The organism is Halobacteriovorax sp. GB3 (assembly GCF_028649655.1).
GTDB lineage: Bacteria > Bdellovibrionota > Bacteriovoracia > Bacteriovoracales > Bacteriovoracaceae > BSW11-IV.
Genome location: NZ_JAQSLN010000003.1, coordinates 1,374,474 through 1,388,895, shown reverse-complemented (window position 1 = coordinate 1,388,895; position 14,422 = coordinate 1,374,474). Strand labels below are relative to the sequence as shown.

At 37.4% G+C, this 14,422-nt stretch carries 11 protein-coding genes; 6 read left to right on the top strand and 5 right to left on the bottom strand.

From position 1 onward, the window contains the following. Positions 1-12: 12 nt before the first annotated feature. The 3 genes from HBN50_RS13065 to HBN50_RS13055 all read right to left on the bottom strand — a co-directional run bounded on the left by HBN50_RS13065 (position 13) and on the right by HBN50_RS13055 (position 6,808). On the bottom strand, positions 13-3,216 hold the full coding sequence (locus HBN50_RS13065) for an efflux RND transporter permease subunit (RefSeq protein ID WP_273870680.1): 3,204 nt from the start codon (positions 3,214-3,216) through the stop codon (positions 13-15). A 13-nt stretch (positions 3,217-3,229) separates the two neighbouring features. Then, entirely contained in the window at positions 3,230-4,666 is a 1,437-nt protein-coding gene (locus tag HBN50_RS13060; protein WP_273870679.1) for a TolC family protein, read from the bottom strand. Positions 4,667-4,822: 156 nt separating this feature from the next. Beyond that, positions 4,823-6,808: an ABC-F family ATP-binding cassette domain-containing protein gene (locus tag HBN50_RS13055; RefSeq protein ID WP_273870678.1), complete on the bottom strand. Its 1,986-nt coding sequence runs from the start codon at positions 6,806-6,808 to the stop codon at positions 4,823-4,825. A 147-nt stretch (positions 6,809-6,955) separates the two neighbouring features. Between HBN50_RS13055 and HBN50_RS13050 the strand changes: the two genes are divergently transcribed. From HBN50_RS13050 to HBN50_RS13030, 5 genes are all read left to right on the top strand, one after another. Then, positions 6,956-7,633 (top strand): YkgJ family cysteine cluster protein, encoded by a 678-nt coding sequence (locus HBN50_RS13050; RefSeq protein WP_273870677.1) that lies wholly within the window; start codon positions 6,956-6,958, stop codon positions 7,631-7,633. A 12-nt stretch (positions 7,634-7,645) separates the two neighbouring features. Further along, positions 7,646-8,308: a class I SAM-dependent methyltransferase gene (locus tag HBN50_RS13045; protein ID WP_273870675.1), complete on the top strand. Its 663-nt coding sequence runs from the start codon at positions 7,646-7,648 to the stop codon at positions 8,306-8,308. Then, a complete protein-coding gene (locus tag HBN50_RS13040) occupies positions 8,308-8,643 on the top strand; it encodes an arsenate reductase family protein (RefSeq protein WP_273870673.1) in 336 nt (111 codons plus the stop codon). Before HBN50_RS13045 ends, HBN50_RS13040 begins: the two co-directional genes overlap by 1 nt. Further along, positions 8,591-9,415, top strand: coding sequence for a tRNA-uridine aminocarboxypropyltransferase (locus tag HBN50_RS13035; protein ID WP_273870672.1), 825 nt, complete (start codon positions 8,591-8,593; stop codon positions 9,413-9,415). The genes HBN50_RS13040 and HBN50_RS13035 overlap by 53 nt, the downstream gene beginning before the upstream one ends. A gap of 147 nt (positions 9,416-9,562) precedes the next feature. Beyond that, positions 9,563-11,812, top strand: a complete 2,250-nt coding sequence (locus tag HBN50_RS13030; protein WP_273870670.1) for a hypothetical protein — start codon at positions 9,563-9,565, stop codon at positions 11,810-11,812. Positions 11,813-11,815: 3 nt separating this feature from the next. Here HBN50_RS13030 and HBN50_RS13025 read toward each other — a convergent pair whose 3' ends face one another. Next, positions 11,816-12,163 (bottom strand): hypothetical protein, encoded by a 348-nt coding sequence (locus tag HBN50_RS13025; protein ID WP_273870669.1) that lies wholly within the window; start codon positions 12,161-12,163, stop codon positions 11,816-11,818. 125 nt (positions 12,164-12,288) lie between these two features. Here HBN50_RS13025 and HBN50_RS13020 point away from each other — a divergent pair, with 125 nt between their 5' ends. Continuing rightward, positions 12,289-12,996, top strand: a complete 708-nt coding sequence (locus tag HBN50_RS13020; protein ID WP_273870668.1) for a DUF1223 domain-containing protein — start codon at positions 12,289-12,291, stop codon at positions 12,994-12,996. Between the two features lie 29 nt (positions 12,997-13,025). On the opposite strand, the gene HBN50_RS13015 is transcribed toward HBN50_RS13020, so the two are convergent. Then, the gene (locus tag HBN50_RS13015; protein WP_273870666.1) at positions 13,026-14,378 is read right to left on the bottom strand and encodes a hypothetical protein; all 1,353 of its coding nucleotides are present in this window, start codon (positions 14,376-14,378) and stop codon (positions 13,026-13,028) included. Positions 14,379-14,422 lie beyond the last annotated feature (44 nt).

The window sequence follows — 14,422 nt, the reverse complement described above, 5'->3', positions numbered from 1 at the left end:
CCTTGATCCTGACTAAGCTGGATTTTCCTCAAGTGAGTCATCTCCAGATGGTCTCGACGGAGTCTCTGGCAATTCTTCTGTATTATCTCTTTTCAGGAGTCGATTAACAAGACTCAAGAAGTCTTCGAGAATCGCATATGAACAAGGGATAAAAATCAGTGTAAGAATTGTCCCAGCTGTTAGCCCCCATGCCATTGCAAGAGTCATTGGCACGAGCATCGCATCTGTCCCACCAATACCATATGCAGTAGGAATCAGACCACTAATAGTCGTAAGAGACGTAACAAGAACTGCTCTAAGTCTCATTCCTGAGGCCTTAACAAGAATCTCGTGGAGTGAAAGTTTCCCTTCTTCTCTCATCTGGTCAATGAAGCTAATTAAGACAATACCACTGTTAACAATAATACCTGCCAGACCAATAATACCGATCAGGGCGAGGAATGAAATTGGTCTCGAGCGGTCTGCATAACCAGAAAGAACTGGTAGGTAGAAAGCAATTGAGAAACCAAGAAGTCCTAGAGGGATTGTCATCATAATGATGAGTGGTCTTAGGTAACTTCTAAAGAGAAAAACGAGGATGGCAAAAATACCAATCGCTGCAAGAAGACCTGCACTTGCAAGTGACTCCATTGACTCTTTTGTACTCTCTGCTGCTCCACCAAATTCAAGAGATACACCTGGGTAATCTGCTTTATATTTGTTGAAAATCTTTGTTAAGTGCTGGTTTGCGATAACAGAAGTGATAATCTCTTCGTCTACAGAACCCAAAAGAGTTTTCGATCTTTTGAAATCATAACGTTTAATTTGAGGCGCACCATTTTTAACATCAAATTCTGCGATACTTCCTAGAGGAACAAGGTTTCCTCTGTTGTCCATAATTTTAATAAGCTTAAGATCGTCAACATTAGTTCTTTGTTGTTCATTAAGTCTTACATAGAGGTCTACGTCTTTGTTATTAAGGGTAACTGTCGAGGCAATTTTACCTGAAACAGCAACTCTAACAGCATCTCCAATTGCATTTACATTAAGTCCAAGTTGATCGGCCTTCTTGTAATCGATATGGATGTAAACTTCATCATCTCCAATAACATCATCAACTTTAAGGTCGAGAATACCGTTTACCTTAGAGAGGTCTGTTTTAATTTTAGCGATAAGTTCGTCAATTTTTTCAACATGATTTGATCTAAATGTCGCTTCAATTGGTTCACCAACTGGAGGTCCATTGATTTGTGCCTCAAATGAAACTTCTTTTACATAATCAGCTTTCACATTATTTCTAAGTCGTCCAAGAATCTCAGTATGACTCATGTTAAACTTAGCATCGTCATCAACATAGATGAAAACAATACCAACGTTATTACCATCTTCTGCTTTCGGGTCAGTTAGTTGAACTTTCGATTCACCTGCTCTTGTAATTAGGTGTTCAGCGTGAGAACCAAGTTCTTTTTTGATATCTTGGCTTAGTCTTTCTGCTGCTAGGAGTGTTTTTTCAACTCTTGTCCCATTGTCCATTTTAAAACGAGCAATATAGATTTCCGTTTGATCAGCTGGAAAGAGGATGAATTTGTTAGCGACACCGATCATGAAAAGAGATAGGATAATCAGTCCTGTAAAACCAGCTGCAACAATGTAGCGGTAGCGAACAACTTTATCCATAAGCTTTTCAAAGAGATTTTCAAATTTTGTAAACCAGTCAGAGTTTTTCTCTTCTTTGTTTTTCTTTTTATTACTTTTAGTAATTGAATCACCGGCCCAAGTTAATCTCATTGGTAGAAAGAAAAATGATTCTACAAGTGAGAGAAGAAGTGAGATCGATACGATAATTGGAATATATTTAATAAACTGTCCCATGACTCCTTTAGTAACAAGCATCGGCATAAAAGCTGCGATTGTCGTGAAAGCCGTTGCTGTAATAGGTAGCCATAGTTGTCCAACTGAATTTACGGCAGCTTCTTTAGAGCTGTATCCCTCTTGTTTTAGTCTTGTGAAGTTCTCTGAGATAACAACCGAATTATCTACAAGCATCCCAAGGGCAATAACTAGGGCCAGGATCGTAATGGAGTTGAGGTTCATATCCATATTTGGCATCATCCCTAGGGTTGCCATAACCGCAAGAGGAAGAGAGATTGAAGCCGCAATACCGATCTTTCCTGGAAGGAAGAGGAAAAGAAAGATAACAACTAGAAGAAGACCCGAAATAGCGTTATTCGCTAAAACCTCAAGCTTGTTCTTAACTTTGAGGGCCTCGTTTTGAAAAACGAAGAAGTCAGCTTTTCCTTTATAGATCGTTCTAAATTCTTCAAGCTTGTGATTAACGTCTTCTACGAGTTCAAGAGTATCTGAACCAGCTTTCTTTGAAACTGTAATAAGAGTTGCTGGCACACCATTGTAGCTAGCTCTAACTTTGATTTCTTCTTCACCATCGACGATTTTAGCGATGTCCTTTAAGAAGATTGATTTTCCTGAAAAGTTCGAGCGAATGAGAACATTTTCTAAGTCTTTGGCCGATTGAACTTTTGCTTCTAGGCGAAGTAGTTTTTGATTCTCTTGCGCTTTTAGTGATCCACCTGGGATGTTAACATTTCTCGTTCCAACTTTTGCCATAACTTCTTCAATTCCAATATGTTCTTGGAGAAGCTTTTGGTTATCGAGAATGATTTGGAAGCGTCTTTGTGCATATCCAGCGAGGATAACACTTTTAACCTTTTTATTATCTTCTAATACTTCTTTAAGTTCATCAGCAATTTTATCTCTCTGTCTATTTTCATTTGTACCAGTAACGGCGATTTGAAATACAGGAAACTCTTCTGATTTAATTTCTGTAAACTTTGGAGGATCGTTAAGGTCTTGCGGAAGTCCAGTTGCTCTATCGATTGCCTTTTGAACGTCACTCATAACGTCATCGACACTATCGACATTGTCCATATCAACTTGAACAAAGATTGAACTAAGACCAGCTTGTGAAATAGAGCGAACATCTTTTAGTCCTGATACCGTTCTAATTTCGTCTTCAAGTGGTTTTGTAATTTTTGTTTCGATGTCATCGGCTGAAGCTCCTTGATAAACTGTAATGACTGTCGCCATTGCCAGGTTTACGTTTGGATAACTTTCAGCATTCATTTTCCCGAGACCCATCAGTCCGTAGATTCCAAGGAATACAGAGAGGACGATTGTCAGTTTCGAGTTGTCTATGAAAAATTTAGCCATTCTTTTCATTATCTATCCCATTTTAATTATTAAGTGCACAAGGTGTTTCTGTGTAAACCGCGAGGTAATCAAGGAGTGTTGCGATTACATTATATTTTGTATCAATTTCACTAAGGTTACTTTGTAAAAGAGAGTCTTGATCTGTAATGAGCTCTCTTACTGAAATACGTGCTTGATTATATTTCTTTTCAGCAACTTTAAGACTGTGAGCAAGTTTAATCGAGTTGATCTGTTGCTCTTTTACGATCTCTTGAAGGTAAGTGATGTTTTTAACAACTTGAGTGTGGTAGGCTTCAAGTTTTGCATTAATTTCATCTTGTTTTGCAATAAATCTCTTCTTATCTACGAGTCTTTGAACTTCTTCAGTTGTTGTCTTCTTTCCATCAATTGGAATATTGATTGAAAGACCTACTGCAACGCTATTTCCTGGATCATCTGAAATTTGATCGACAGAGTTTGAGAGGCTGAAGTCTTTACCAACTCTTTTGATTTCAGAGTTAAGCTTCACATCGATTGAGTTATAAGAATCAGTTACTTTCTTCTGTGACTCATATTGAAGTTTAACATTTTGAAGAACTTCATCATATTTTGTATTTTCAACAGGAATTGCATTATAAGATGCAATCTTTGATGTACAGGCGAGAACAGTGGCAACTGTTTGCTCTAGATTATAAGGCTTAAGTTGAATTTCATCTTGAGCAACTGAAGGAATCAATTCTTTTAAAGATTGAACGAGAGCTTCTTTTTGGTATTGAAGAGCAATGATGTTTGCTTTTCTCGCAGCAACTTGAGATTCATAACGAGCAACTTCACCACTATCAGCGACATTGTTTTTTAAACGTTTTTTCGCTTCAACAACTTGAAGTTTTGAGCTTTTAAGAAGTTCTTTTGAAAGGTTTAATTGCTCATTGTTGGCAACTAACTTCCAATAGAGTTTTCTAAGCTCTTGGTAGAAGGCCTTCGTTTGAATATCTTGTTCAAGGCTTCCAGCTTTTCTTGCAGTCTTAAGGGCGTTGAGTTGCTCTTTTGTAAGTCCTCCGAGGAAATCTTTAAAGAGGTCCATTTCAACTTGGAAGCTAACACCCGAAGTCGTTCCTTTGTGAACATAGTTGTTGCTAAATTGTTCTGCAAAAGAGCTTACTTTTACCGCTACTCCGTATTGAGTTGCTCTTTGTACGCCAAGGCTAGCAGACTTAACGGGAGAGGTGACAGGTGAGAAAGTTGAAAAAGGCTTCTCAGAAGTTTTTAGGTAACTTGCTTCACCTGTCAGCTGATATGAAAATTTGTCCAGAACACTGTTTTCTTGCAATTTGAGAGAGAGAAAATTTGCTTGAATGTTCTGAACAGTAGGGACATTTTCTGCGAGAGCTTCTTTTAAAAAAGCTTCGTCGATAGCTGTTACTTTTGCTTGTGCACCTACTGTGAGGGCCAAGCTGGCAAAAGGGATAATCCACTTCATTTTGTATATCTCCAATGGTAATCATTAAGAAAAATTAATTAAACGTTTGTTTAATTTAAACGTTTGTTTAAGAAAATAGGCTAGAAATAACCCTAATTCAACTTAAAATTAAGATGCGTTTTAAACAAATGTTTAAATGTCTGTAATTTCAGTCGTTTATAGTCTAGATTCGAGCTCTTCAAGCTCTTCGTAGAGCTCGAGAATTTTGCCTTCAATCATCTCTTGTCGCCCAGATAGTGCCGAAAATTCCTGACTTTTCTGCTCATCCATGGAAGAAAAGTCAAAATTTCCAATCGACTTCTCCACATTGTCCAGCTCTCTTTCGAGGATATCTATGTGAGTGGGGATCTCTTTGAGGCGCTCTTTCTCTTTATTGCTAAGAGGGATTTTCTCGCTTTTTGACTTTTCTGCTTTGGCGAGCTCTTGGACTTTCTCTTCAAGTTCTTCCTCATTATAGTCATCTTTGTGCTCATCGAGAATGTGGTCCATGTAAAGAGCTTCTAGGTAAGGCTCAACCTGTTCGTATCCAGCTTCAAAGACTTCGACATTTTTCTGGTCGAGGTGCCACACTTTCGTCGTGACGTTGGCAAGAAAAGAGCGATCGTGACTGATGAGGATTAATGATCCTGGAAATTCTCTAAGTTTTGTTTCGAGAATATTTAACGTTTCGAGGTCTAAGTCGTTTGTAGGCTCATCAAAAATCCAAATGTCTCCATCTTTCATCAAGTTCATGGCCATTTGAAGTCTGTTTCTCTCTCCACCTGAGAATGTTTTTAGTGGTCTTCTAATTTCATCTTTATTAAAGAGAAAACTTTCAAAGTAGGCATTGACGTGCATTTTCCTGTCTCCTGGTAGAAAGACAGTGTCAGTTCCGTCTCCGAGGAGTTCAAAAGGGGTCTTATTAGGATCGAGCTCATTTCTATTTTGAGAAAAGTACTGAATTTGTAAATCGTCGGCTTGTTTTACTGAGCCTGATGTTGGTGTTAGTTCTTTTCTTAGAAGGTGGAGCAGTGTTGATTTTCCAACACCGTTACGGCCAATGAGCCCAATCTTATCTCCTTTGCAGATGTTTACGGAAACATCTTTAAAGAGTTCCTTATTGTCGTAAGAAAAACTGATTTCTTTCGTTTCAACGAGAATCTTTGTTTTTCTATTAGAATTATGAAGTTGAAGTTGAACTTCTCTTTTTGTTTTATCTTTTAGATCACTAATCGACTTTTTCAGATCGTGATAATTTTCAACTCTCTTTTTACTTCTCGTTCCTCTGGCCTTGATACCTTGTCTCATCCATTCCGTTTCTCTTCGAAGTGAGTTGGAAAGACGTTGGAGTTGTTTCATTCTTGCTTCTTCATTCTCTGAGAGAAATGTAATGTAATCTTCGTAACTTCCCTTGAACGTTTCAATCTTTCCACGATTAATATGAAAGATACGGCTACAGAGCTTAGAAAGTAGGTAACGGTCGTGGGAGATCATGAGAAATGTTTTATTTGTATTCATCAACTCTTCTTCAAAGACCTTAATTGTCTCTAAGTCGAGATGGTTTGTTGGCTCATCCCAAAGAACTAAGTTTTTTGGAGTTGAAAGACCAAGGCTAAGGAGGACTTTCTTTTGCTCTCCACCACTTAGGTCTCTCATAAGCTTTTCATGATCATTAAGACCAAAGAACTTTAGATAGGATTCGTAGTTTTGAATAAGTGTCCAGGCATCGAGATGGTCATATTTTTCAAGGAGGTCTTTTTGTCTCGAGATGATTTTCTCATCTGTAGAGCCCTCATTGATTTTTTCGTTAATAGATTCAAGCTCTCTGTGAAGAACTTCCACTTCAGGATAGAAAGTAAAAATGAAGTCTTTGATCGTTGGGTTTTCATTGTCTTTAAAGATGATTTCCTGAGGGACAAGAAAGACACTGAATGCCTTTGAAGGATCTCCATCTCCCTTTGCCTTATCAAATTGAAAAGGTGGGATTGAATTATCGGGCTTTACTGACTCTGTTAGTACTTTAAAGAGCGATGATTTTCCCTTTCCATTTAGTCCTAATAAACCAATGCGATCTCCAAATGAAATGTTGAAAGAGGCATCTTCGAAGAGAGTTTTATTAGCGAAAGAGAGGTGTAAGTTTTTAATAGTACAGAGTATGCTCAAAAGTATTCCTTTGTCAGCGGCAGATATTTCCACCTTGCTCTAGAAAATTATTTCAATTGCTATAATTAAAATTGTTGAGAGAAAAAGAAGGATACCCCAAGGAGGTCCTCAATAAACTTTCCAGCAGTCGCATATTCAACTTTCAAAATGTTTAAAGACCATCCGGTTCTTTCTTTTGTGTATTCGACATTGGTCAAAAGACTAAAGCAATGTGAATCTCCTATACAAAGAGCTAAGTTAGCACACAAAGAAATCGATCGCTACAACCAAGAAGTTTTAGATAACGAAGTCGTGCAAAAATATATGAGCTGTAAAAAAGGATGTGCTGCTTGCTGTCATACTCAGGTGAGTGTTACGAGTGATGAGGCCGAACTTTTAACAGACCTTTACTTAAAAGGTGAAGTCGACATTGATTTAAAGAAGCTTTATTTGCAAAGTGAAGCTCGTAACGATGTTTCAAAGTGGTACAACATTCCTTATGATATTCGTCGCTGTCTTTTTTTAGATGAAAATAATGCCTGTAAGATTTATGAGAATAGGCCGGCCGTGTGTCGAACAAATATGGTTCTTTCCGATCCTAAAACCTGCTCAACAATTGATGGTAAAGTCCATGAACAGAGACTTGTGAATACTCACAAGGCCGATATGATAATCATGGCAAGCTACACTGTAACTAAGAGTGCTGGAACTTTACCTTATATGATTTGGAAAGCGCTTAATAAAAAGAAAGCGAAGGCGGGAAGTCCTGTCGAACAGCCAATGGATACGGTGCGCAAAAGAGTGCGCAAGGCCAAGATTACCGTTTCCAAACTCCTTTCAATGTAATACAAAGGGGCCATGGAATTAACACAATGCCCACTTTGCAAACACGAACAAACAACTTTATTTGAGGACTTAACTAAAGAGCACGATCAGCGTCTCTATTATCACTGTGAGAACTGCGATCTCGTCTTTGCAGACCCTAAGTCTTGGCTTGTCCCTGAAGAGGAGAAAAAGCGCTACGAGATTCACCAGAATGACTCTGATGATGAACGTTATCGTGCCTTTCTCGATAAGCTTCTTGTGCCACTATCAAAGAAAATAACTGAGAGTTCTCGCGGTCTCGACTTTGGCTGTGGACCTGGTCCAACGATCTCTGTAATGATGAGTGAGCGTGGACACGATATGAAAAATTACGATCCATTTTTTTGTGATGATAAGAGTGTTTTCAATGAAACATTTCATTTTATTACCTGCACGGAAGTATTAGAACATATGTTTCGTCCAATGGTTGAATTGAAGTTAATGGTAAGTCTTTTAGAACAAGAGGGAGCTCTTGGTTTAATGACTGAGTTTCGTGAAGACGTCGACTTTAAAACTTGGTGGTATAAGAATGATCCAACCCACATTTGTTTCTATTCAAAGAAAACATTCAAGTGGATTGCTGATCAATTGAATTGTCTTGTGGAATTTCACGGCAGTTCTGTGGCCATATTAAGTGACTTTAGGAGTATTGAATAATGATTAAAATGTATGCCATTAAAAATTGCGACACTGTTAAAAAGGCCATGAAGCATCTCGAAGCGAAAGGTCTAGAATTTGATTTTTTTGACTTTAAAAAAGAGGTTCCTACGAAAGAAGATATTCTTCGTTGGAAAGACTTTTTTAGCGACTGGCCAGTTAATACGAGAGGGAGAACATTTCGTCTTTTTAAAGATGATTTTGAATCTGCCACAGACGCAAAAAAAATAGCCCTCATTCAAGAGAATCTCTCTGCTGTTAAAAGACCAGTTCTCGAAGTGAATGGAAAAGTCGTGGCCATGGGTTACGATAAAGAAGCTTACGAAGGTCTATAGACAAATGAAAGCGGCCGACTACCTCCAAAAGAAGAAAGAACTCCTTTCTAAGCTCAATGAGAGACCAGAAAGAGATAAGTGTTACACGTGCTATCGTCCAAAACATATTTGCTTATGTGACGCAATTGATCCATTTGAAACACAAGCTCACTTTGTTCTTCTTATGCATATTAAAGAAGCGAAGAAAGAAAAACTCGGAACAGGTAGAATGACGGTCGCGACTCTCAAGAGCTCTGAGATTATCGTTGGAGTTGATTTTACTAACGATAAAAGAGTCAATGAACTTCTGGCAGATCCAACTTACTATCCGATGGTACTCTATCCTGGAGAGAAGGCCTTTAATGTCTCTGAAGATGATATTGGAGAGTTGAATTTACCAGAGGGGAAAAAGCTCCTTGTTTTTGTTATCGATGGAACTTGGCCTTGTGCTAAAAAGATGATGACGGTTAGTGAAAACATTAGGCCTCTTCCAAGGCTTTGTTTTACGCCAAATAAGAAGAGTAATTTTCTTATCAAGCATCAACCTGATAAGTACTGTCTTTCAACATTAGAGTCCATTCACTTTCTACTAGAGGAAATGGATCGAGCTGGACTTGAAAGTCTCAATGGTAAACAAGATGCTCTTTTAAAGGTTTTTAAAAAGCATGTGGATTTTCAACTGTTCTGTTCGACTGATCCCTCTGTTCCAAGCAATAGGGGTGTTAAAAGGCCGAGTAGGCCTAAAGAGATGAAGATCATTCCAAAGAAGAACAGAAAAATCATCATTGATTAATGCCAACTTCTTTTCTCAGGTAATTTTCTGAACTAGAAAAAGCTAACTCGTTGAAAATAAAAGAAAGTAGGGACTATCTACCTGATTCTATGTGATCCTGTTGCGTTGTATCATAAAATAAGAAACAACCATTAGGAAACGAATCTTATGAAAAAACTAGTCTATCTACTAAGCGCCCTTTCTCTGTTCCACCTACAACTGACCTTTTCAGTTGATAGTCTAAAAGTTGAGGCGATTCGAAGTGCTTATGCACAGGAAAGTTCGAACACCACAAACTCTGAGGAACCTCAAGCGAGAACTAAAACTAAAGATGCTCAGTTAAGTGAAGTCGATACAGATAGTGAGAATTTTCTCAATCTCATTACGATGATGGCGATTGGTTATATTGTTTCAAGACAGATCATTCTTTGTAAGCCAAACCCAACGGATACTCTTGTTGCCGCTGCTGCGGGGATTGCCTATGTTGCTGGGGAGATTTATTCAACGACTCAGTATAAGAAATTAAAAGATGAACAATTGAAATATGTTATCAGTGACGATGGTTCTACTAATGAAAAGCAGGTAGAGCTCTTACAGCAACAGAAAAAAGGTTATCAAGATGTCATAAAAACAGCACAGACGAAGAAAACTATTCAAATGGCCGCGACAGCTGGACTTGGGATAGCTTCAGCTATGGCAGCTTTTTCAGGAATTCAAGACATTACGGCAACCGCCGGTTGTGCGCACTGTGGTCCTGGTACTGCCGCTGTTGCAATTAAAAAGGGTGCGATTGTAAAAGCCCCTGTTAGCTCTACTGCTAAAAAGGCTAAACTTATAGCGATTTCTGTTGCGATGAATTCGACATGTGCTGCAGAAGCTACGGCTTCAATGGGAACGACTTCAGCTGCAGTTGTTGCATGTACTACTGAAAAAGCATTCGAAGCATATTTCAATACAGCCTGTGCACCAACAACAGCATATAGTAATCCAAATTCATTAGAAGAAAAATATATTGCGAGTCTTTTTAAGAGTGAATCTTTTATTGAAGAAATAAAAGACGAATTCATGGCGATTCAAAACTCAAAAGAGAGTGTTAATATTGATCGTTTTGGAATTCCTAAATTAATAGACAAAAACTTTCCTGCAGTTAAAAAGTTCGAGGGTAATATCATTTCAAGAAATGATTACTTTGCCTATCGTGATCAACTACGTTTTAACAATGGGGAGCTCAAGACCTCATCATTGAAGGACTATGAAAATTTTAATAAGAACTTGAATTATGTTAGTACAAAAGAAGAGCAAGGTCTTCTATCGTATGCTGTTGAAAAAGGTTTCGATTTAGTTTTTCCAAAGGCACATGCTGGAGCATTTGGACTTATAGGTGCCGCAGCTGCTGTTTTTATGGGAGTTACAATGACTCAAGGTCAAGCTCTTGATCTTTGGCTTGCTCACCCTGAGGGACGTGCAATTTCTTATGCCGGAATGGCCGTTCTCTCTCTTCTCGCTTCTAAGACAACTGATAAGATTATTAAGACATCCGAAGATAATATTGAAAAGATTGATAAGATTATTGAAAGAATGAATCGTTACGCTACAGGGGATAATGATCCAGGGAAATATGAGAGACTTGCAAATGGTAAATTTGTAAAACTAGCAAAGGGTAGAAAGATTAATATCACAAATGGTTCAGATAAACTCTCTTGTATTGCTGAAGGGTCTGAAGCTGGTAAGTGTGCTAGTGTTGAAAAAATGCTAGAGAAATCTAAATATCTTTCTCAATTTCCTGCTGGATTAACAAGTGCAGGAGCTCTTTCAACTAAAGTTGCAGATAGTCTGCAGGGAAGTTCAAGTTTAAGTGGTGCAAGCCTTGATGCCGTTAATGAACTTGCAGGTAAGAATGGCGCCATCAAAAATTTAAATAATAAGATTAGAAAGAAATTGGCAGAAGCACAAAAGAAAGCGGGAATTGATGATCGCGACTTTAATACATTAACTGATAAGTTTACAAACGATATGAGAAACGCTGTAAGTCGTGCATTAAAAAGAAATGGTCAAACACCATCAAGTTTCTTAGCTAGTGCAGGGATATCTGCTCCTGTATCTGGAGATGATGCAGCTAAAAAGGCTCTTGCTGATAAGAAGTTACAAGAAGAACTTAAAAAGAATTTGGCGAAGAGAACGGGAGCGACAAAACTTGGAACAGGAAAAGGTTCTGGGGGATTCTCTCTTGATTTAGAAGAAGATGATAAAGAAAAACAAATTGCGATGAATGCAAAAAAAGTTGCAGAACTTAATGAGAATAGAGAAGTTAAAGAGGATATCATTAAAGATAAAGGTGTCTCTCTTTTTAAAGTCATTAGTGTTCGTTATTTAAAGTCAGGTTATCCTAGACTCTTAGAAGAAGTTGAAGAGAAATAAGAATTAATTGGAGCGGAGCTGCTTGAGTCTAGAACTTAGAGAAGCATCTGCTCCTTTATTGTCAGGACAATTTGTATCCTTATATTTGAAGATCGGCGTGTCGTGAAAAATTGTTCGATCTTTCTTTCCTTGATAATACCAATCATTACCGTGCCACACTGATACGATGAGACCATCGTCGTGAATCTTTTCTAATTTGTAGACGGTTTTTCCAAGACTCGCGATATTTCTGTATTTGATATTTGTCTCTTCAATACATGCCTCTTCCGAGTAACCAACTCTTGGAAGAGAGGAATTACAAGAAGCTAGTGTGAAAAGAGAAAAATAGAATACAGCTTTTATCGAATACATGATGTCCCTTTTGATGTTGCTACTTATCGGTTTTATCACCTTGTTCTTTAGATATAAGATCGAAAAAAGAGTAACAAAATACTACCCTAAAACACTTAGTAGTAGGGGAGAAAAGGAGAATTAAGATGAGTAAAATAATAATCATTTTCCTTTTTATGATTAATCAATCACTTGCTCTAAAATTGAATTCTAAAGCGAATAAAAAATATTTGCTTGAACTTTATACGTCAGAAAGTTGTTCAAGTTGTCCAGCTGCTGAAAAGTGGTTGAATTCTTTTCGAGAGTCTGACTTACTTTGGAAGAAAGTTATCCCGTTGGAATTTCATGTGGACTATTGGAATCATCTTAATTGGAAAGACCCTTTTTCAAAGCGAGTCTTTACGCAAAGACAATACAATTACAATAAAGTTTTAAAATCTGGTGTTTACACACCTCAGATCATTAGCAATGGAAATAATAATCGATACTGGCGCTTTAGGAAGCCTAGATTCGATGAAGAAGACTCTTCTTACGTACTTATTGTTGATTTTGATGAAGTAAAAGGCGTAGCTAAGGTTCAAATTAATAAAGGTGAGGATTTGACTTGCTATGGTGCTTTAATGAAGAACACTGAGGTCAGAAATATTACAAGTGGTGAAAATTCGGGCCGAAAACTTATTCATGAATTTGTCGTCATAAACTTGCGATCAAGTAAGATGGAAAGTGATCGCTCCTTAAACACATGCCAATTACAATTTGACAAAAAAACATTAGAAAAATCTAAGAGCTTTGCTTTTTGGGTGTCTGATTCTAAGACACTTAAAGTTCTTCAAGCCGTTGGTGCAGATTTTTAAATTTATTTGACAGCAATGATTGTTGTCAATTACCAATGACCTTTAGTCGTACCTTCCGAGTTGATAAATTGGTAGGTTCCAAAAGCTACAGAAGACCAAAATGCTGTTTTAAAGTTAAAGACTTTTCCCATTAACTTAAAACATTTTGATTTTTCTTTTCCTTCTAGAGTCTTTTCTGTCTTAGTGAATTTAATTTTAGAATACGGCTTCCAGTTTTCATCAACATTTGAAAATAGATCTTGGTATTGAGCGTACTCACTGTGAAGTTCGCCGATATGCTTTTGAATCTTTTCATTGAGTTTAGAAATTTTCTTTTGATCTTTAGTTCCACTCGCAGCATAGAGGAGAATCTTAAGCTTATCAATCTTTGCTCCATAGTTACCAATATTCCATTGAAGCTTGAAATAATTTGATTTGCTCATTTTATGTTTCTTTTTAATAATTTTTCCATTTTCTAGTAAGAGAAGATATGTGAAGTTGTAATATTCCATTAGTCGATCTGTGTACCACATTTTCTCCATTGGAGAGAGTGTTCTAAGGGCAACACTAACTTCTGAAAGAAGATCTACATGCTCTAGTGATTGATTTGATCCTTTAAAGGCCTTAGGAAATTTTTGTAGAGCGAGATAGCCAGGCTCTAATTTTCTCATTTTCGACTCAATTGTTTGCCAGAATGTTAATGATTTCTTGTCTTCTTCATCTAGCGTATTGGCAGCGTGAAAGAGAGTTGTCTCCCATTTCGTTTTATACATTCTTCTATACTTAATTCGACTGTAGAGAGCTTTGATTTTTGTTGAAGGTCCAATATTCGTATCAAAAGGCCAAAGAAGTGTTCCTGTTGTTTTGATTTTATCTGAAATGGCCCTTGATAAGAAAGCGATGAACTTACATAGAGGAACTGGACTAATGTTGTGATCGATAATTTCACCAATAGTTGAAACGATAATGTAAGTGATTCCATAGCGTTTAAAACCTGCAACTTCTGTCCAAAGCATATCAGAGAGAATGTGACCGATCTCAGGTAGAAAAGTGACAACCTTTTTAATCATGGATGGAAGACGCTTTTTATTTTCTTTTTTAAGTTCTGTGATATCACATTCACAATACTCACGAATTGTTTCCTCATAGGCTTCAAGTTGTGTCTTAACTAAATCTGCAACAACTGTTTCTGGCAAAGAGAATGAACTCTCTCCAACTTTGATCACAACTTTTTGAATCTCGTCATCAATTGCTTTACCTTTAAGAGGTGATGAAACCTCGAGGGACTGAAAGAGATCACGGTAGGCCTGAAGAAGCTCATCTTTATCGTGGCCATGGTGACCATGAGCTAAGGATTGTGCGGTTAGAGCAATATAAGTAAATAAAATTATAAACATTTTCATAGGGAAAATATCTTTGAACTGAGTTCTTTGTGCAATAAAAGAAG

Bases quoted from the DNA above. Each gene is read 5' to 3' on its own strand.
- HBN50_RS13035 (WP_273870672.1), top strand. From the start codon at position 8,591: ATGGAAAAGTCGTGGCCATGGGTTACGATAAAGAAGCTTACGAAGGTC.
- HBN50_RS13030 (WP_273870670.1), top strand. From the start codon at position 9,563: ATGAAAAAACTAGTCTATCTACTAAGCGCCCTTTCTCTGTTCCACCTA.
- HBN50_RS13015 (WP_273870666.1), bottom strand. From the start codon at position 14,378: ATGAAAATGTTTATAATTTTATTTACTTATATTGCTCTAACCGCACAA.
- HBN50_RS13060 (WP_273870679.1), bottom strand. From the start codon at position 4,666: ATGAAGTGGATTATCCCTTTTGCCAGCTTGGCCCTCACAGTAGGTGCA.
- HBN50_RS13020 (WP_273870668.1), top strand. From the start codon at position 12,289: ATGAGTAAAATAATAATCATTTTCCTTTTTATGATTAATCAATCACTT.
- HBN50_RS13040 (WP_273870673.1), top strand. From the start codon at position 8,308: ATGATTAAAATGTATGCCATTAAAAATTGCGACACTGTTAAAAAGGCC.
- HBN50_RS13050 (WP_273870677.1), top strand. From the start codon at position 6,956: ATGTTTAAAGACCATCCGGTTCTTTCTTTTGTGTATTCGACATTGGTC.
- HBN50_RS13045 (WP_273870675.1), top strand. From the start codon at position 7,646: ATGGAATTAACACAATGCCCACTTTGCAAACACGAACAAACAACTTTA.
- HBN50_RS13025 (WP_273870669.1), bottom strand. From the start codon at position 12,163: ATGTATTCGATAAAAGCTGTATTCTATTTTTCTCTTTTCACACTAGCT.
- HBN50_RS13065 (WP_273870680.1), bottom strand. From the start codon at position 3,216: ATGAAAAGAATGGCTAAATTTTTCATAGACAACTCGAAACTGACAATC.